Here is an 18,747-nt window from a genome sequence, read left to right on the forward strand (position 1 = left end):
CCCCTGCCCACGGGGCACTGTCATGCACATCCGAATTCTCGGGTCGGCCGCCGGCGGCGGCTTTCCCCAGTGGAACTGCAATTGCCGCAACTGTCGCGGCGTACGCGACGGCAGCGTGATTGCGCAGCCACGCACCCAATCCTCCATCGCGCTGTCCGACGACGGCGAGAACTGGATTCTCTGCAACGCATCCCCCGACATCCGCGCCCAGCTGGCGTCCTTCCCGGCCCTGCAGCCGGCGCGGCGTCTGCGCGATTCGGCGATTGCCGCCATCGTCCTGCTGGATAGCCAGATCGACCACACCACCGGCCTGCTCAGCCTGCGCGAAGGTTGCCCGCACGAGGTGTGGTGCACCCAGATGGTCCACCAGGACCTGTCCACCGGATTTCCGCTGTTCCCCATGCTGTCGCACTGGAACGGCGGGCTGAAGCACAACCTCATCAAGCTGGACGCCGAGCCCTTCGTCATCCCGGCCTGCCCGGGCCTGCGCATCACCGCCATCGCCCTGCGCAGCAGTGCACCGCCGTACTCACCGCACCGGGGCAATCCGCATCCGGGCGACAACATCGGCCTGTTCGTCGAAGACACCGCTACCGGCGGCAAGCTGTTCTATGCGCCGGGCCTGGGGCAGGTGGACGACGGCCTGCTGGCCTGGATGCGCCGCGCCGACTGCCTGCTGGTGGACGGCACGCTCTGGCGCGACGACGAGATGCGTGTCTGCGAGGTGGGCGACAAGCTCGGCAGCGAGATGGGCCACCTGGCCCAGAGCGGCCCCGGCGGCATGATCGAGGTGCTCGACGGGATCGACGGGCCGCGCAAGGTGCTCATCCATATCAACAACACCAATCCCATCCTCGACATCGCCTCGCCCGAACGCGCCGAACTCGACGCGCGCGGCATCGAGGTGGCGTTCGACGGCATGGGTATCTTCCTGTGACGGCCCTTTCAGAAGGAGCCTCGCGATGACCCGCGAAGCCATGAGCCCCGCCGAATTCGAGCAGGCCCTGCGCGCCAGGGGCGCCTGCTACCACATCTTCCACCCCTACCACGTGGCCATGTACGAAGGTCGTGCCACCCGTGAGCAGATCCAGGGCTGGGTGGCCAACCGCTTCTACTACCAGCTGAACATCCCGCTGAAGGACGCGGCGATCCTCGCCAACTGTCCCGATCGCGAGGTGCGCCGCGAATGGCTGCAGCGCATCCTCGATCACGACGGGGCTCCCGGTGAGGAGGGCGGCATCGAGGCCTGGTTGCGCCTGGCTGAATCCGTGGGGTTGGACCGCGAGCAGGTGCTGTCCCAGGAGCTGGTGCTGCCCGGCGTGCGCTTTGCCGTGGACGCCTACGTCAACTTCGCCCGCCGCGCCAGCTGGCAGGAAGCGGCCAGCAGCTCGCTGACCGAACTGTTCGCCCCGCAGATCCACCAGTCGCGCCTGGACAGCTGGCCGCAGCACTACCCGTGGATCGACGCCAGCGGCTATGACTACTTCCGCAAGCGCCTGTCGCAGGCGCGCCGCGACGTCGAGCACGGCCTGCGCATCACCCTGGAGCACTACCGCACCCGCGAGGCCCAGGAGCGCATGCTGGAGATCCTGCAATTCAAGCTCGATGTGCTCTGGAGCATGCTCGACGCCATGAGCATGGCCTATGAACTGCAGCGCCCGCCGTACCACACGGTAACGAGCGAGCGCGTATGGCACAGGGGGTTGCTGTGATGAGTCTGCCTTCGCTGGACAGCGTACCGGCGCTGCGCCGGGGGTTCCGCCTGCAATTCGAACCGGCCCAGGGCTGCCACGTGCTGCTCTATCCTGAAGGGATGGTGAAGCTCAACGACAGCGCCGGGGCGATTCTCGGTCGCGTCGACGGGCAAGCCGACGTCGCCGGCATCATCGATGGCCTGCGTGCCGATTTCCCCGGCGTGCCGGGCATCGACGAAGACATCCTGGCATTCCTCGAGGTGGCCCATGCGCAATTCTGGATCGAGCTGCGCTGAGGCGCCGGTAGGGCCACCGCTCTGGCTGCTGGCCGAGCTGACCTACCGCTGCCCCCTGCAGTGCCCGTACTGTTCCAACCCGCTGGACTTCGCCAGGGGCGGCGAGGAGCTTTCCACCGAACAATGGATCGAGGTATTCCGCCAGGCCCGCGAGATGGGCGCGGCGCAGCTGGGCTTTTCCGGCGGTGAGCCGCTGGTGCGCCAGGACCTCGCCGAGCTGATCGCCGCCGCGCGTGGGCTGGGTTTCTACACCAACCTGATCACCTCCGGCATCGGCCTCAACGAGAAGCGCCTGAAGGAGTTCGCCGACGCCGGGCTCGACCATATCCAGATCAGCTTCCAGGCTGCCGACGAGGAGGTTAACAACCTGCTCGCCGGCTCGCGCAAGGCGTTCGCCCAGAAGCTCGCCATGGCCCGCGCGGTAAAGGCCCACGGCTACCCGATGGTGCTGAACTTCGTCACCCACCGGCACAACATCGACAGCATCGACCGCATCATCGAGCTGTGCATCGAGCTGGAGGCAGACTTCGTCGAGCTCGCCACCTGCCAGTTCTACGGCTGGGCCGAGCTGAACCGCGCCGGCCTGCTGCCGACCCGCGAACAGCTGCAACGGGCCGAACGTATCACTGCCGAATACCGCGAACGCCTGGCCGCCGCCGGCAATCCGTGCAAGCTGATTTTCGTGGTGCCGGACTACTACGAGGAGCGCCCCAAGGCCTGCATGGGCGGCTGGGGCAGCGTGTTCCTCGATGTCACCCCGGACGGCACCGCGCTGCCGTGCCACAGCGCACGACAACTGCCGGTGAAGTTCCCCAACGTGCGCGAGCACAGCCTGCAGCACATCTGGTACGAATCCTTCGGCTTCAACCGTTTCCGCGGTGATGCGTGGATGCCCGAGCCGTGCCGTTCCTGCGACGAGAAGGAACGCGACTTCGGCGGCTGCCGCTGCCAGGCGTTCATGCTGACCGGCGATGCCGAAGCCACCGATCCGGTGTGCGCCAAGTCGGCCCACCACGGGATCATCCTCGATGCCCGCCGCGAGGCGGAAACCGCCGCCATGCCACTCAGCGCGCTGACCCTGCGCAACGAGCGGGCCTCGCAGCTGATCTGCAAGGCCTGAGGATGCACGACAGCGACTGGAGCGCCGAGCGCGCGGTAGCCGCCGCGGGGGACTTTGCCGAGCTGCACGTGGCCCACGGCGGATTGCTGTGGGCCGCGTTCGACCCTGTCAGTGCGCGCTGCCGACTGTTCCTGCGCCGCGAAGGACAGAGCCGCGAACTGACGCCACCGGGCGCTTCGGTACGCAGTCGCGTCTACGAGTACGGCGGCGGCTCCTGCTGCCCAACTGCCGACGGCGTGGCCTGGGTGGAAGAGGGCGACCAGCAGGTGTACTGGTTGCGCCTGGGCGGCACGCCAAGGCCGATTACCCACCGCGACGATTGCCGCTACGGCGACCTCCATTTCGTTCCGGCATGGAATGCACTCCTGGCGGTGGAAGAGGAGAACGGCAGCGGCGGGGTGAGCCATCGTATCGTTCGTCTCGACGCCGATGGCCGGCGCCGGGTGATTGCCTCCGGCGCGGACTTCTACGCATCGCCCGTGGCGGAGCGCAATGGTGAGCGTATCGCCTGGGTGGAGTGGGATCGCCCGCACCAGCCCTGGACGCGCACCCGCCTGTGCGAATCCTTCGCCGGCGAAGAGCGCTGCCTGGCCGGGCAGGCCCGCCACGAGTCCATCCAGCAGCCGCGCTTTGCCGAGGATGGGCGCCTGCACTGGCTGAGCGACTGCGCCGGCTACTGGCAGCCGTACCACGAGGTCCTGGGTGCCTTGCCGTGCGCCGTCGCCGATCACGCCAGCGCTCCCTGGCAACTGGGCGGGCACACCTACCTGCCGCTGCCGCGCGGCAACCTGCTGGCGACCCGTTACGAAGAGGGGCGCGGGGTGCTGGTGCTGTATGACGGACGTGGCGACGAGCGCCGGTTGGCGCCGGAGTACAGCCGCTTCCGCTCGCTGGCGGCGGATGAGCGCCACTTCTATTGCATCGCCGCTGCGCCGGATCGCTTGCCGACGCTGCTGGCGATCCGCCGGGTGGACGGCTCCACCCAGGTACTCGCCGGTGGCGAACGGCCGCTGCCGGAAGCCGAACTGTCCCGCGGCGAGGCCTTCCATTACCCGGTGGGCGAAGACGAATGCGGGCACGGGTTCTTCTATCCAGCGCACGGCAACCGACCGGCGCCGCCGCTGGTGGTATTCCTCCACGGCGGGCCGACCTCCGCCTGTTACCCGGTGTTCGACGGGCGCATCCAGTTCTGGACCCGCCGCGGCTTTGCCGTGGCGGATCTCAATTACCGTGGCAGCAGCGGCTACGGCCGCGCCTATCGCGAGCGCCTGCACCTGGGCTGGGGCCAGGTGGAAGTGGAAGACATCGGCGCAGCATTGGATTGCCTCGGCAACGCCGGGCGCATCGATCGCCAGCGTGTCTTCGTGCGTGGCGCCAGTGCCGGCGGCTATAGCGCACTGATGGCGTTGGCGCGGCTGGACGGTCTGCGCGGGGGCGCCAGTCTGTATGGCGTCAGCGATCCGCAGGCACTGGCGCGGGTGACCCACAAGTTCGAGGCGGACTACCTGGACTGGCTGATCGGCGATCCGCAGCAGGACGCCGGGCGTTACCGCGAGCGAACCCCGGTGCTGCTGGCCGGGCAGATCAAGGTGCCGGTGATCTTCTTCCAGGGCGAACTGGACGCGGTGGTGGTACCGGCGCAGACCGACGCGATGGTCGAATCCCTTCGTCGGCGCGGCGTGCCGGTGGAAGTGCATCGCTATGCCGGGGAGCGCCATGGCTTCCGCCAGGCCGCCAATCTTGCCCATGCGCTGGAGGCGGAGTGGCGTTTCTACCAGGCGCTGCTGGAGGTCTGAACCGTCTGCCAAGGTCGCATTGCAATACCTGACGGATACAGTAGGCTGCCGGAAATATCCCATAACAATAACGACAGAGCCCCCGATGCCTCACGAGCTCAGCCAATTGCGTAAATTCGTCTCGCCTGAGATCATTTTTGGTGCCGGATGCCGGCACAATGTCGCCAACTACGTGAAAACCTTCGGTGCGCGCAAGGTACTGCTGGTGTCGGACCCTGGGGTGGTCGCCGCCGGTTGGGTCGCCGATATCGAGGCCAGCCTGGCCGCCCAGGATATTCCCTTCTGCCGCTACACCGAGGTGTCGCCCAATCCGCGTGTCGACGAAGTGATGCGCGGCGCCGAGGTCTACCGCAGCGAAGGCTGCAACGTGATAGTCGCGGTCGGCGGTGGCAGCCCGATGGACTGCGCCAAGGGCATCGGCATCGTCGCCGCCCACGGCCGCAATATCCTCGAGTTCGAGGGCGTGGACACCCTGCGTGTGCCCAGCCCGCCGCTGATCCTGATCCCGACCACCGCCGGTACTTCGGCGGACGTCTCGCAGTTCGTGATCATTTCCAACCAGGACGAGCGGATGAAGTTCTCCATCGTCAGCAAGGCCGTGGTGCCCGATGTGTCGCTGATCGACCCGGAAACCACCCTGACCATGGACCCGTTCCTCTCCGCGTGCACCGGCATCGACGCCCTGGTACATGCCATCGAGGCCTTCGTCTCCACCGGCCACGGCCCCCTCACCGACCCCCACGCGCTGGAGGCGATGCGGCTGATCAACGGCAATCTGGTGCAGATGATCGCCAACCCGGCGGACATCGCCCTGCGCGAGAAGATCATGCTGGGCAGCATGCAAGCCGGGCTGGCGTTCTCCAACGCGATCCTCGGCGCGGTGCACGCCATGTCCCACAGCCTCGGCGGCTACCTCGACCTGCCGCACGGGCTGTGCAATGCCGTGCTGGTGGAGCACGTGGTGGCCTTCAACTACAGCGCCGCGCCCGAGCGATTCAAAGTGATCGCCGAGACCTTCGGCATCGACTGCCGGGGCATGACCCACGCGCAGATCCGCCAGCGCCTGGTGGAACACCTGATCGCCCTGAAGAACGCCGTGGGCTTCCACGAGAGCCTCGGCCTGCACGGCGTTGGCAGCTCGGACATTCCGTTCCTCTCGCGCCACGCCATGCAGGACCCGTGCATCCTTACCAACCCTCGCGAATCCAGCCTGCGCGATGTCGAGGTGGTGTATGGCGAGGCCCTCTGACGAGCAGCAGCAACAAGCCCTGGCCGGGCTGCTCGGGCTGGGCAGCCATTCCGCGCGCAAGAGCCATTACCCGGAACTGGTGGCGCGCCTGGACGAGCTGGAAACCGAGCGCAACCGCTATAAATGGCTGTTCGAGCACGCCGTCCACGGCATCTTCCAGGCCAGCCTGAGCCAGGGCCTGCGCGCCGCCAACCCGGCGCTGGCGCGGATGCTCGGCTACGACGACCCGCAGCAGGTGCTGTGGAGCCTCGCCGATATGGCCAGCCAGCTGTTCGTCGAGGGCGAAGCGGAGATGCGCCGCATCCTGGCGCTATTGCGCGAGCGCGGTGGCCTGTTCGGCTATGAGACACGCCTGCGTCGCCGCGATGGCAGCCACGTCATCGTGCTGATGAACCTGCTGATCAAGCCCGATGAAGAGGGGCTGGTGGAAGGCTTCGTCGCCGACATCACCGAGCGCGTGCTGGCCCAGCAGCGCCTGCAGAGCCTCAACGAGGAACTGGAACAGCGCGTCGCCGCGCGCACCCGCGAGCTGGAGGGCCTGAACCAGCAACTGCGCGAGGCCCGCGATGCTGCCGAGGCCGCCAACAACAGCAAGGACAAGTACCTCGCTGCCGCCAGCCACGACCTGCTGCAACCGCTGAACGCCGCGCGCCTGCTGGTTTCCACCCTGCGCGAACGCAAGTTGCCGGGTTCCGAGCAGGTGCTGGTCGAGCGTACGCACCAGGCGCTGGAAGGCGCCGAGGACCTGCTCACCGACCTGCTGGATATCGCCCGCCTGGACCAGAGTGCGATCCGCCCGGACCTGGATGTCCATCCGCTGGATGAGCTGCTCGGCCCGCTGGTCTCGGAGTTCGACGAAGTGGCGCGCGCGGCGGGGTTGCGTCTGCGCTCACGGATACCGGCGCTGGCGGTACGCACCGATCACCGCCTGCTGTCACGCATCCTGCGCAATTTCCTCAGCAATGCCTGCCGCTACACCGAGCGCGGCAGCGTGATGCTGGCGGCACGCCGACGCGGCGATAACGTGCGCATGGAGGTCTGGGACACCGGGCGTGGGATTCCGGCAGACCAGCTGCAAGCCATCTTTCTCGAATTCAACCAGCTGGATGCCGGCCGTGCAGCGGAGCGCCGAGGTGTCGGGCTGGGGCTGGCGATCGTCGACCGCATCGCCGGTATCCTCGGTTGCCGCGTGCAGGTGCGCTCGGTGCCGGGGCGTGGTTCGGTGTTCGCCATCGAGGTGCCGCTGGTACGCGATCTGCCGCAAGCCGGGCCGGTCGAGAACGGCCCGCGCCCGGTCACTGGCGATCCGCTGCCGGGCCGCCGCCTGCTGGTGATCGACAACGAAGAGGCGATCCTCCTCAGCATGGCCGCGCTGCTCGGGCAGTGGGGCTGCGAGGTGCTGGTGGCGACGAACTACGAGGAAGCGCTGAAGGCGCTGGATGGCAAGGCGCCGGAGGTGATCCTGGCCGATTACCACCTGGACCATGGCCGCACCGGCTGCGAGGCGGTGCGCGGGCTACGCGAGCATTTTCGCCGCGAGCTGCCGGCGGTGATGATCACCGCTGACCGCAGCGACGATTGCCGCCGGGCACTGCAGAGGCTGGGGATGCCGCTGCTGAACAAGCCGGTGAAGCCAGGCAAGTTGCGCGCCGCCTTGAGCCTTCTGCTGAGCCACTGACGGCAGCGGTGTCGGTCAGCCGTCCTTGCGTCCGAGCATGCCGTTGACCTTGTCGCGCAGGGCGTCGATGGAGAAGGGCTTGGCGATCATCGACATGCGCGTGGCCAGCTCGCTGCCATCGATCTGGACGATCTCCGCGAAGCCGGTGGCGAACAGGATCGGCAGCTCCGGCCGCGCTTCCCGCGCGGCGGCGGCCAGTTCCTCGCCGTTCATGCCCGGCAGGCCGACGTCCGTGAGCAGGAGGTCGATGGCGCTGTCGCCCTGCAGGATCGGCAGCGCCTGTTCGGCGTCTTCGGCTTGCAGGACCTGGTAGCCGATCTCCTCCAGCACTTCCACGGTGAGCATGCGCACCAGATCGTTGTCCTCAACCACCAGCACGCAGAGTTGCTGGCTGGTCGACTCGGTGGGGATGACGGGAACGTCGGGGATATTGACCACGGAACTGCCTCTCGGGAAGTAAAGAGTGACGCAGGTGCCCTGGCCAGGCTCGCTGCGCAGGCGGATATGACCGCCGGACTGTTTGATGAAGCCATAGACCATCGACAGGCCCAACCCGCTGTTGGGGCCGATGCCCTTGGTGGTGAAGAAGGGGTCGAAGACGTGCGCCAGGGTCGACTCGCTCATGCCCTGGCCACTGTCCTGCAGGGTCAGCCCCAGGTAGTCGCCGGCCGGCACGTCATGGTCGCCGACGGCGATCTCCTGCCGCTGCAGGGTGATCTCCAGACTGCCGCCGCCGGGCATGGCGTCGCGGGCGTTTTCTACCAGGTGAAGCATCGCCTTGTGCAGTTGGTCGCTGTCGGTCAGCACGCTTTGTTCGTCAGCCAGGACGAGCGTCAGGGTGACGTCCGGGCCGGCGCGTTCAAGCAGCTCGCCCTGCCAGTCGCGCAATTGCTGGCCGAGGTCCACCGGATGCATGGCCAGGGCCTGGCGACGGGCGAAGGCGAGCAGGTTGTGGGTCAGCTCGGCGGCGCGCTCGGTAGCCTGGGTGGCGGCATGGAGGATATGGCCCAGTTCCGGCTGTGCATTGGCCGGCGCACGCCGGGTGATCAGGTCGAGGCTGAAGCGGATGCTGGCCAGCAGGTTGTTGAAGTCGTGGGCGATACCGCCGGTCAACTGGCCGACAGCCTCCATGCGCTGGGCATTGTGCAGCGCGGCCTGCGCCTGCTCCAGCAGCTCGACGCCGCGCTTGTGCTCGGTGATGTCGCGGCCGCAGCCGTAGATCACGCCGTTTTCCTCGGTGGCGTGCCAGGAAATCCAGCGGTAGCTGCCATCGGCATGGCGCATGCGGTTCTCGAAGTGTTGCAGGCGCTCGCCACGGGCCAGCGTGGCGCGGATGTCGATGCTGGGCGTGAGGTCGTCCGGATGCACCAGCTCTTCGCTGTTACGCCCGATGAGCTGCTCCTCGCTCCAGCCCAGCAGGCTGCTCCAGGCCGGGTTGACGTTGCGCAGGTGACCCTGGTGATCGAGCACGCAGAGCAGGTCCTGGCTCACCGTCCAGACGCGATCACGCTCCAGGGTGCGCTGGCGGGCTTCTTCCTGCACCGCTTCCTTCAGCCGGCGTTCTTCCGTGCGCTGGGTGGCCGCGGCCAGGGCGTGGCCGAGCAGGCCGGCCAGCTCGTTGAAGAAGGTCGCATAGCTTTCGTCCAGGCGCCGGCGCGGGCTGATGCCGAAGACCGCGAGGCTGTCGCCGTGACCGTTCAGCGGGGTGGCGTAGGTGCTGTCGAGTACCTCCGGCCAGGGCGCGAAGGCACGCACGTGCTGGCTGCCCAGGGGCGACTGGTGAGCCTCCTTCAAGCCGTTGAACAGGTGCAGCGGGTCGTCTTCGAGCGTCAGTTGCGCGGGCGCGAAGCGGTCGTTGGTGTCGGTGCCGCAGGCGCCGAGCAGGGTGCCGGCGCGGTAGAGCAGGCAGAACGGCACGTCATGGCTGGCTTCGGCAAGCAGGGTGAAGGCCTGGGCGCAGATCTGCTCGCTGTCGTCGGCCTGCCCCAGGCGCTCGGCGAGGCGCGTGAGCAGGCGCTGGCGGCGTTGCTGGATGACATTGCCGGTGGTTTCTACGGCGGTATTGAACAGCCCTATGGGCTTGCCATCCTGGCCGAAGATCGGGCTGACGTTGTAGGTGAAGTAGGCTTCCTCGACATAGCCGAAACGCACCATGGGCAGCAGGCGATCTTCCTCGTGGGCGGCCACGCCGGTCTGCAGGATGCCGTTGTACATGGGGTCGAGGATCGACCAGATATCCGACCAGGCCACGCGCGCCGGCTGGCCCAGGCAGCCGGGATGCTTGTCGCCGGGTATCGCACTCCAGGCATCGTTGTACAGCAGAATGAATTCCGGGCCCCAGTAGATGCATACCGGCAGGCGCGAATTGAGGCCGACTTCGAGGATACCCTTGAGGATGGCCGGCCACTGGTCCATGGGGCCGAGCGGGGAGGATGCCCAGTCATGCTGACGGATCAGCGGTGCCATGGCGCTACTGCTGTTGAGGAAACTGCCTGGCGAAATGGGGGGATTCCCCTGGGAGCTTGGCATCGAGCAAACCCTGCGGCCGATTGATCTTCTGTTCCTTGTCGGACGTTGGAAAGGCCCTTTGACAGAAGATTCCACTTTTCTCCCCGGCGACGGCAAATAATTCGAACGCGCGCGCGGGATCGGCTGTCAATTGGCCAGCCGGTGTGTAGCCTACAACGCTTCAGGTTATTATTTCTGCTGTTTTAAGAGCATTCTTACAATAACTTCAAACACTTACCTGGTTCATGTCGTCGACGCCGCCACACCGGCCGATCGCTTCCAGGGAAGGTCCGCCATCAGGGAATCCATCGATGAACCAGAAAGCCATCGCCGACGAAAGCGCCTTCCGCCGCATCCTGGCGCGCAACATGGCGCTGCCGCTGGGCATCTGCCTGTTGGGCGCGGTGCTGTTCATCGGGCTGATCCTCTACATGCTCAATGTGCTGGGCTGGGTCGAACACACCGACCGGGTGATTTCCAGCGCCAACGAGATGCAGCGGCTGAGCGTCGACCAGGAGAGCGGCCTGCGCGGTTTCCTGATTACCGGTGATCCGCGCTTCCTCGAGCCGCTGGAACAGGCACGGCCACGCATCAATGCCGGGCTGAAGAGCCTCTCGGAGCTGGTCGCCGACAACCCGCCGCAAGTGGACCGGGTTTCGCGCCTGACCTCGATGCAGGACGAGTGGATGACCTTCGCCCAGCAGATGATCGAGCAGCGCCGCCAGGGCCTGGACACTGCCGACGCGATCAAGGCCGGGCGCGGCAAGAGCATGATGGATGCCATTCGCGCGCAGTACGGCTCGCTGATCAATACCGAGCAGCAGTTGCGCCACGACCGCAACCAGTTCGCCTCCAGCCTGTCCACCGGCGTGGTGATTCTCTACCTGCTGTTCAGCATCGTGGTCGGCACCTTGCTGGCCTATTTCGGACGCCGGCAGCTGGTCAGCCTGTCCGAATCCTATTCCGAATCCCTGCGCCGCCAGATGCTGCACAATGAACAGCTGCAGCAGCAGGCATGGCTGCGCGACGGCCAGAGCCGACTGGGCGACCAGTTGATCGGGCAGCAATCCCTGCCTTCGCTGGGGCGCAGCCTGATGGAATTCCTCGGTGACTTCGTCGGCTCGCCCATCGGTGCGTTGTATGTGCGCGACGACCATGGTGGCCTGTTGCGCGGTGCCACCTACGGTTTTGCCCACGCGGAAGACGGCACGCAATATTTCGCCGCCGACCAGAGCCTGATCGCCCAGGCTGCCCGGCAGCGCAAGCTGCGCGTGATGGAGGGCCTGCCGGCGGATTACCTGAAGGTCAACTCGGCGCTGGGCAATGGCTCGCCGGTCAGCGTCGCCCTGCTGCCGCTGCTCAACGAGGGTGGCGTGGTGGGCGTCCTGGAGCTGGGCTTCCTGCGTACGCTGAGCGAGCGCGAGCAGGCGTTCCTCCAGGGTGTCGCGGAAACGCTCGGCAGTGCCGTGGCCGCAGCCCTGCACCGCCAGCGCCTGCAGGACCTGCTGGCGGAGACCCAGCAGCTCAATGAAGAACTGCAGGTGCAGCAGGAGGAACTCAAGACCGCCAACGAGGAGCTGGAAGAGCAGTCGCGGGTGCTCAAGGAGTCCCAGGCGCACCTCGAAGCCCAGCAGGCCGAGCTGGAGCAGACCAACGAGCGACTGGCCGAGCAGACCCAGGAACTGGCCGCCCAGCGCGACGACCTCGACGGCAAGAACACCGAGCTGAACCAGGCACGCCTGGACCTGCAGGGCCGTGCGGACGAGCTGCAGCGTGCCAGCCGCTACAAGTCCGAGTTCCTGGCCAACATGTCCCACGAACTGCGTACGCCGCTCAACAGCTCGCTGATCCTTGCGCGCCTGCTGGCGGACAACGAGCAGGGCAACCTGGACGACGAGCAGGTGAAGTTCGCCGAGTCGATCTACGGCGCCGGCAACGACCTGCTCAATCTGATCAACGACATCCTCGACATCTCCAAGGTCGAGGCCGGCAAGCTGGAGGTGCGCCCGGAGAACGCCAGCGTGCGCCGCCTGGTGGAAGCGGTGGAGACCATGTTCCGCCCGCAGGCCGACGACAAGGGCCTGCGCTTCGTCGCCGAAGTCGCCCAGGACGCGCCGACCCAGTTGTTCAGCGACCGCCAGCGGGTCGAGCAGATCCTCAAGAACCTGCTCTCCAACGCCTTCAAGTTCACCGACGCCGGCGAAGTTTCCCTGCGCGTGAGTGCAGCGCCCGAGGGGCTGCGTTTCGATGTGCGTGACAGCGGCATCGGCATCGCCGAGGACCAGCTCGCGCGCATCTTCGAAGCCTTCCAGCAGGCCGACGGCGCCACCAACCGCCGCTACGGCGGCACCGGCCTGGGGCTGTCGATCTCCCGCGACCTGGCGCACCTGCTGGGCGGCAGCATCATCGTCAGCAGCGAGCCGGGCAAGGGCAGCGTCTTCAGCCTGCTGTTGCCGCTGAACTACCAGGCGCCGGCTGAAGAGGAAGCCGCCAGCGCCCCCGTGCCGATCGTGGCGAAGGCGGTTGCCGTTGCCCCTCCGGTGGTGCGTGCGCCTGCTGCGGCAGCCTTCGCCGACGATCGCGAGCAGGTCAATGTCGGCCAGCGCTGCGTGCTGGTAGTGGAGGACGAACCGAAGTTCGCCCGCATTCTCTATGACCTGGCCCGCGAGCTGGGCTACCGCTGCCTGGTGGCCATGGGCGCCGAGGAAGGCCTGCGGCTGGCCGACGAGCACGCTCCCGACGCCATCCTGCTGGACATGCACCTGCCCGACGAATCCGGCCTCGCCGTACTGCAACGCCTGAAGGCCAACCCGCGTACCCGCCATGTGCCGGTGCACGTCGTCTCGGTGGAAGACCGCAGCGAAGCGGCCCTGCACCTGGGCGCCATCGGTTATGCCCTCAAGCCCACCACCCGCGAGCAGCTGCGCGAGGTGTTCGGCAAGCTGGAGGCCAAGCTGACCCAAGAGGTCAAGCGCATCCTGCTGGTGGAAGACGACCCGCTGCAGCGCGACAGCGTCTCGCGGCTGATCGGCGACGACGACATCGAGATCACCGCGGTGGAGCAGGGCGAGCAGGCCCTGGAGCTGCTGCGCAAGAACATCTACGACTGCATGATCATCGACCTGAAGCTGCCGGACATGCAGGGCAATGAACTGCTGCGGCGCATGGGCGAGGAGGACATCTGTTCCTTCCCGCCGGTGATCGTCTACACCGGACGCAACCTGACCCGCGACGAGGAGGCCGAGCTGCTCAAGTACTCGCGCTCGATCATCATCAAGGGCGCGCGTTCGCCGGAGCGCCTGCTGGATGAGGTGACGCTGTTCCTGCACAAGGTCGAGTCGCAACTCTCCAGCGAGCGCCAGCGCATGCTGCGCACCTCGCGTAACCGCGACCGGGCCTTCGAAGAGCGGCGCATCCTGCTGGTGGACGACGACGTGCGCAATATCTTCGCCCTCACCAGTGCCCTGGAGCACAAGGGCGCCCGCGTGGAAGTGGCGCGCAACGGCCGCGAGGCCATCGAGAAGCTCGGCGAGGCCGGCGATATCGACCTGGTGCTGATGGACGTGATGATGCCGGAGATGGACGGCTACGAGGCGACGCGCCTGATCCGCCAGGACCCGCGCTGGAAGAAGCTGCCGATCCTCGCCGTGACCGCCAAGGCGATGAAGGACGACCACGAGCTGTGCCTGCGCGCCGGCGCCAACGACTACCTGGCCAAGCCCATCGACCTTGACCGCCTGTTCTCCCTGATCCGTGTATGGCTACCCAAGCTGGAGCGCATCTGAAATGCCTGATCGCAGCCAGGACATCGAGCTGCGCCTCCTCATCGAGGCGATCTACCTGAAGTACAGCTACGACTTCCGGGACTACTCCGGTACCTCGCTGAAGCGCCGCGTGCTGCATGCCACCAAGCTGTTCGAGTGCCGCAGCATTTCGGCGCTGCAGGAGCGCATCCTGCACGACCCGCACGCGTTCCACGAACTGCTGCAGTACCTCACCATCTCGGTGAGCGAACTGTTCCGCGATCCCAGCTACTTCCTCGCGCTGCGCCAGGAAGTGGTGCCGGTGTTGCGTACCTACCCGTCGCTGCGCCTCTGGGTGGCGGGTTGCAGCACGGGCGAGGAAGTACACTCGCTGGCCATCCTGCTGCACGAGGAAGGCCTGCTCGAGCGCACGCTCATCTATGCCACCGACATCAACCCGCGCTCGCTGGAGCAGGCGCGGCGTGGCATCTATGCGGTGGACGACCTGGCCCAGGCCAGCGAGAACTACCGCGCCGCCGGTGGCAAGGGCTCGCTCTCGGACTACTACACGGCGGCCTACGACGGCGCGCTGTTCGACAAGATGCTGCGTGCCAACGTGACCTTCGCCGACCACAGCCTGGCCACCGACAGCGTGTTTTCCGAGACGCACCTGATCTCCTGCCGCAACGTGCTGATCTATTTCAACCGGCAGTTGCAGAACCGCGCCATCGGCCTGTTCCACGAATCGCTGTGCCACCGCGGCTTCCTCGGCCTGGGCAGCAAGGAAAGCCTGGATTTCACCGACTTCGCCTCGGAGTTCGAGGTGGTGAACCGCCGCGAACGGGTGTTCCGCAAGCGATGAACACGCAACGCGATATCCAGGCCGTGGTCATCGGCGCCTCCGCAGGCGGCGTGGATGCGCTGTTTCAGCTGTTCGGCGGGTTGCCCGCGGACTTCGTCCTGCCGATGGTGGCTGTGCTGCATCTGCCGGAGAACCACGAGAGCCAGTTGGTGGAACTGTTCGCCCGGCGCCTGGCCATCCCCGTGGAAGAGGCCCGCGACAAGGCGCCGATGGAGGCCGGCAGGCTTTACTTCGCTGCCGCCGGTTACCACCTGTCCATCGAGCAGGACCGCACGTTTGCCCTGAGCCGCGAGGCGCCGAGGAACTTCTCCCGGCCTTCGATCGACATCCTCTTCGACTCGGCGTCTGACGCTTATCGGGACAAGCTTGCCGGCATCCTGCTGACCGGAGCCAACCAGGACGGTGCCGAGGGGCTGGCGCGAATCCAGCACCAGGGTGGACTCAGTATCGTCCAGGACCCGGCCGAAGCCGCCGTGTCCACCATGCCGGAGGCGGCGATTGCGCTGCACGCCCCGGACTACATTTTGCCGTTGCGTGAGATTCACGCACTCCTGACCCGAATGGGCACCCAACATGCTGCGTAACCAGGGAAGCAAACTGCTGATCGTCGACGACCTGCCGGAGAACCTGCTGGCACTGGAAGCGTTGATCAAGGGCGAGGGGCGCGAGGTATTCAAGGCCTCCTCGGCGGACGAGGCGCTGTCGTTGCTGCTGGAACACGAATTCGCCCTCGCCATCCTCGACGTACAGATGCCGGGCATGGATGGCTTCGGCCTGGCCGAGCTGATGCGCGGGACCGCGCGCACCAAGAACATCCCCATCGTCTTCGTCACCGCCGCCGGGCGCGAGCTGAACTACGCGTTCAAGGGCTACGAGAGCGGCGCGGTGGATTTCCTCTACAAGCCGCTGGACAACCACGCGGTGCGCAGCAAGGTGAACGTCTTCGTTGACCTCTACCGCCAGCGCAAGGTGCTCGACCAGCACGTTGAGGCACTGGAGCAGGCGCGCACCGAGCAGGACAAGCTGCTCGCCGAGCTGCGCGAAACCCAGGTGGAACTGCAGCGCGCGGTGAAGATGCGCGACGATTTCATGTCCATCGTCTCCCACGAATTGCGCACCCCGCTCAATGGCCTGATGCTCGATACCCAGCTGCGCCGCCTGCACCTGGCCAAGGGCAAGCTGGAGCACTTCGCCCAGGAGCGCCTCGGCGTACTGTTTGAGCGCGATGAGCGCCAGCTCACCGGGCTGACCCGGCTGATCGAGGACATGCTCGATGTGTCGCGCATCCGTACCGGCAAGCTGTCGATCCGCCCGGAGCTGGCCAATCTCACGGAAATTGCCCAGCGTGTGCTGGGCAATTTCGCGGTGCAGGCCCAGGCTGCCGGCTGCGAGCTGAGCCTGAACGCGCCGGAGGCGGTGGAAGGTGTCTGGGACGCCTATCGCCTGGAACAGGTGATCAGCAACCTGGTCAGCAACGCACTGCGTTATGGTCCCGGCCAGCCGGTGGAGGTGAGCGTCGTGGCGCAGGACGGCCAGGCGCAACTTGGCGTGCGTGACCATGGCGACGGTATCAGTGCCGACGAGCAGCGGCGCATCTTCCAGCAGTTCGAGCGCGGCGCCGGTGCAGCCCGCGTCGCCGGCCTGGGCCTGGGTTTGTACATCTCCGAGCAGATCGTGCAGGCCCATGGCGGTCGTATCGAAGTACGCAGCGAGCCGGGGCAGGGCGCGGCGTTCAGTGTCTACCTGCCGCTGGACTGAGCGCCGTCCGGCGGCATTCGAAGTGACGTGCCTGCACCTATGCTTTGCTCCAATGAGCCAAGAGAGCAGATTTCATGCCCGAAACGACTGCCAGCACCGCCCAACTCGTCGAAGACGCGCGCTACCGCCTGCTGGTCGAGGCGGTAACCGACTATGCCATCTACATGCTCGACCCGGATGGTCGAGTCAGTAGCTGGAGTTCCGGAGCACAGCGCCTGAAGGGCTATGCCGCCGATGAAATCCTCGGCCAGCACTTTTCAAGGTTCTATACGCCCACCGACCGCGAGGCCGGCCTGCCCGAGCTGGCACTGGGCGAAGCGGCGCGGGTCGGCCGCTACGAGAGCGAAGGTTGGCGCCTGCACCGCGATGGCAGTTCGTTCTGGGCCCACGTGGTGATCGACGCCATCCGCAGCAGCGAAGGCGAGTTGCTGGGCTTCGCCAAGATCACCCGTGACCGCACCGAGCAGCATGAGACCGAGCTGGCCCTGCGGCGCAGCGAGCAGCAGTTCCGCCTGCTGGTCAATGGCGTGACCGACTATGCGCTGTACATGCTCGATGCCGAGGGCAACGTCACCAGCTGGAACTCCGGGGCCGAACGAATCAAGGGCTACCACCCGGAGGAAATCATCGGCCGCCGCTTCGATTGCTTCTACTGCGACGAGGACCGCCAGGGCGGCGTCCCGCAGGCCAGCCTGGACACTGCACTGGTCGAGGGGCGGTACGAGGAGGAGCGCCAGCAGATGCGCAAGGATGGCTCGCGCTTCTGGGCCAATATCGTCATCGACCCGGTGTTCGACGATACCGGCAAGCTGCTCGGATTTGCCAAGATCACCCGCGATATCACCGACAAGCGCCGTGCGCAGGAAGAGCTGGAGCGCGCCCGCGACGAACTGATCCAGTCGCAGAAGATGGAGTCCCTCGGCCAGCTCACCGGTGGCGTCGCCCATGATTTCAATAACCTGCTGACCGTGATCCTCGGTGGCCTGCAACTGCTGGAGCGGCATTTGCCGCGGGACAACGAAAAGGTCCAGGCCATCTGGCGCAACGCTCTGGAAGCGACCCGCCGGGGTGCCCAGTTGACCCAGCGGATGCTCGCCTTCGCGCGCAAGCAGCGGCTGTTCCCGCAGCCGATTCTGCTGCCGGCGCTGCTGCAGGACATGAGCGAGCTGCTGGTCAGCTCGCTGGGGCCGACCATTACCCTGGAAACCCGCTTCCCGCTGCAACTGGATTGCGTGATGAGCGACCAGAACCAGCTGGAGCTGGCGATCATCAACCTCGCAACCAATGCCCGCGATGCCATGCCCGGCGGCGGCAACATCACCTTTTCGGCACGCAACGCGCAGGTTGGGCCGCACCAGAGCGGCAAGCTGGCGCCGGGAGAATACGTATGCCTGGCCGTGACCGATTCCGGGCAGGGCATGGATGAGGACACCCTGCGCCGCGCGGCGGAGCCCTTCTTCACCACCAAGGCCACCGGCAAGGGCACGGGGCTGGGGCTCTCCATCGTTCATGGGCTGGCCCAGCAGCAGGGCGGCGCACTGCTGCTGCGCAGCACGCCCGGCACGGGCACCACGGCAGAAATCTGGCTGCCGGCGGTCAAGCCCAAGGCCGAACCGACGGCGCCGGAGGTGGCGGTCGCCGTGGAAGCAAGCGCCGACCTGAACGAGCCGCTGGGCCTGCGGGTACTGGTGGTCGATGACGATGCTCTGGTGCTGGCCGGTACCAGTGCGCTGCTGGCCGACCTGGGTTGCCAGGTGGCCCGTGCCGAGTCTGCACGCACGGCGCTCGGTCTCCTGGAGCAGTCGTCCTTCGACCTGCTGATCACCGACTTCGCCATGCCGGACATGGACGGCATGCAGCTCATCCAGCAGGTTCGTCTGCTTCAGCCGGCGCTGGCCTGCGTACTGACCACAGGCTACGCCGGGCGGCCGGATACCCTCGCCGATTCGGTGCCACGGCTGCCCAAGCCGTTCGACCGCGATCAGTTGCTGGTGCTCCTGCTGAGGGTGAAGGGCGGGGATTAGCCCGCCCGCGCCATGCGTC

The 18,747-nt window shown here is 66.5% G+C and carries 14 protein-coding genes; 13 read left to right on the plus strand and 1 reads right to left on the minus strand.

All coding sequences use genetic code 11. The features are described 5' to 3' along the window. Positions 1-22 precede the first annotated feature (22 nt). The 7 genes from pqqB (at position 23) to RS899_RS11060 (ending at position 7,833) form a co-directional block, all read left to right on the plus strand. Positions 23-937 (plus strand): pyrroloquinoline quinone biosynthesis protein PqqB, encoded by a 915-nt coding sequence (gene pqqB / locus RS899_RS11030; protein ID WP_315809919.1) that lies wholly within the window; start codon positions 23-25, stop codon positions 935-937. 25 nt (positions 938-962) lie between these two features. Further along, positions 963-1,712 carry a pyrroloquinoline-quinone synthase PqqC gene (gene pqqC, locus RS899_RS11035; protein WP_315809920.1) on the plus strand — a complete coding sequence of 250 codons (750 nt, stop codon included), beginning with the start codon at positions 963-965 and terminating at the stop codon, positions 1,710-1,712. After that, positions 1,712-1,990: a pyrroloquinoline quinone biosynthesis peptide chaperone PqqD gene (gene pqqD / locus RS899_RS11040; protein WP_017518379.1), complete on the plus strand. Its 279-nt coding sequence runs from the start codon at positions 1,712-1,714 to the stop codon at positions 1,988-1,990. The genes pqqC and pqqD overlap by 1 nt, the downstream gene beginning before the upstream one ends. Then, positions 1,962-3,110 carry a pyrroloquinoline quinone biosynthesis protein PqqE gene (pqqE, locus tag RS899_RS11045; RefSeq protein WP_054910242.1) on the plus strand — a complete coding sequence of 383 codons (1,149 nt, stop codon included), beginning with the start codon at positions 1,962-1,964 and terminating at the stop codon, positions 3,108-3,110. The genes pqqD and pqqE overlap by 29 nt, the downstream gene beginning before the upstream one ends. Positions 3,111-3,112: 2 nt before the next feature. Beyond that, on the plus strand, positions 3,113-4,906 hold the full coding sequence (locus RS899_RS11050) for a S9 family peptidase (RefSeq protein WP_315809921.1): 1,794 nt from the start codon (positions 3,113-3,115) through the stop codon (positions 4,904-4,906). Between the two features lie 85 nt (positions 4,907-4,991). Continuing rightward, positions 4,992-6,155 carry an alcohol dehydrogenase-like regulatory protein ErcA gene (ercA, locus tag RS899_RS11055; protein WP_054910240.1) on the plus strand — a complete coding sequence of 388 codons (1,164 nt, stop codon included), beginning with the start codon at positions 4,992-4,994 and terminating at the stop codon, positions 6,153-6,155. Continuing rightward, complete coding sequence (locus RS899_RS11060) at positions 6,139-7,833, plus strand: PAS domain-containing hybrid sensor histidine kinase/response regulator (RefSeq protein ID WP_054910239.1); 1,695 nt, start codon at positions 6,139-6,141, stop codon at positions 7,831-7,833. The genes ercA and RS899_RS11060 overlap by 17 nt, the downstream gene beginning before the upstream one ends. A 15-nt stretch (positions 7,834-7,848) precedes the next feature. On the opposite strand, the gene RS899_RS11065 is transcribed toward RS899_RS11060, so the two are convergent. Beyond that, positions 7,849-10,299 carry an ATP-binding protein gene (locus RS899_RS11065; RefSeq protein WP_054910238.1) on the minus strand — a complete coding sequence of 817 codons (2,451 nt, stop codon included), beginning with the start codon at positions 10,297-10,299 and terminating at the stop codon, positions 7,849-7,851. Between RS899_RS11065 and RS899_RS11070 the strand changes: the two genes are divergently transcribed. From RS899_RS11070 to RS899_RS11095, 6 genes are all read left to right on the plus strand, one after another. Beyond that, the gene (locus tag RS899_RS11070) at positions 10,298-10,462 is read left to right on the plus strand and encodes a hypothetical protein (protein ID WP_175405565.1); all 165 of its coding nucleotides are present in this window, start codon (positions 10,298-10,300) and stop codon (positions 10,460-10,462) included. The genes RS899_RS11065 and RS899_RS11070 overlap by 2 nt on opposite strands. A 190-nt stretch (positions 10,463-10,652) precedes the next feature. Continuing rightward, positions 10,653-14,126, plus strand: a complete 3,474-nt coding sequence (locus RS899_RS11075) for a response regulator (protein WP_054910237.1) — start codon at positions 10,653-10,655, stop codon at positions 14,124-14,126. A 1-nt stretch (position 14,127) separates the two neighbouring features. Continuing rightward, complete coding sequence (locus RS899_RS11080; RefSeq protein ID WP_054910236.1) at positions 14,128-14,946, plus strand: CheR family methyltransferase; 819 nt, start codon at positions 14,128-14,130, stop codon at positions 14,944-14,946. Continuing rightward, positions 14,943-15,530: a chemotaxis protein CheB gene (locus tag RS899_RS11085; protein ID WP_054910235.1), complete on the plus strand. Its 588-nt coding sequence runs from the start codon at positions 14,943-14,945 to the stop codon at positions 15,528-15,530. The genes RS899_RS11080 and RS899_RS11085 overlap by 4 nt, the downstream gene beginning before the upstream one ends. Beyond that, positions 15,520-16,704 (plus strand): hybrid sensor histidine kinase/response regulator, encoded by a 1,185-nt coding sequence (locus RS899_RS11090; protein WP_315809922.1) that lies wholly within the window; start codon positions 15,520-15,522, stop codon positions 16,702-16,704. Before RS899_RS11085 ends, RS899_RS11090 begins: the two co-directional genes overlap by 11 nt. A gap of 74 nt (positions 16,705-16,778) precedes the next feature. Continuing rightward, positions 16,779-18,728 (plus strand): hybrid sensor histidine kinase/response regulator, encoded by a 1,950-nt coding sequence (locus tag RS899_RS11095; RefSeq protein ID WP_233299814.1) that lies wholly within the window; start codon positions 16,779-16,781, stop codon positions 18,726-18,728. Positions 18,729-18,747 lie beyond the last annotated feature (19 nt).

It is taken from the genome of Pseudomonas sp. C9-3, assembly GCF_032392015.1.
Taxonomy (GTDB): domain Bacteria; phylum Pseudomonadota; class Gammaproteobacteria; order Pseudomonadales; family Pseudomonadaceae; genus Pseudomonas; species Pseudomonas nitroreducens.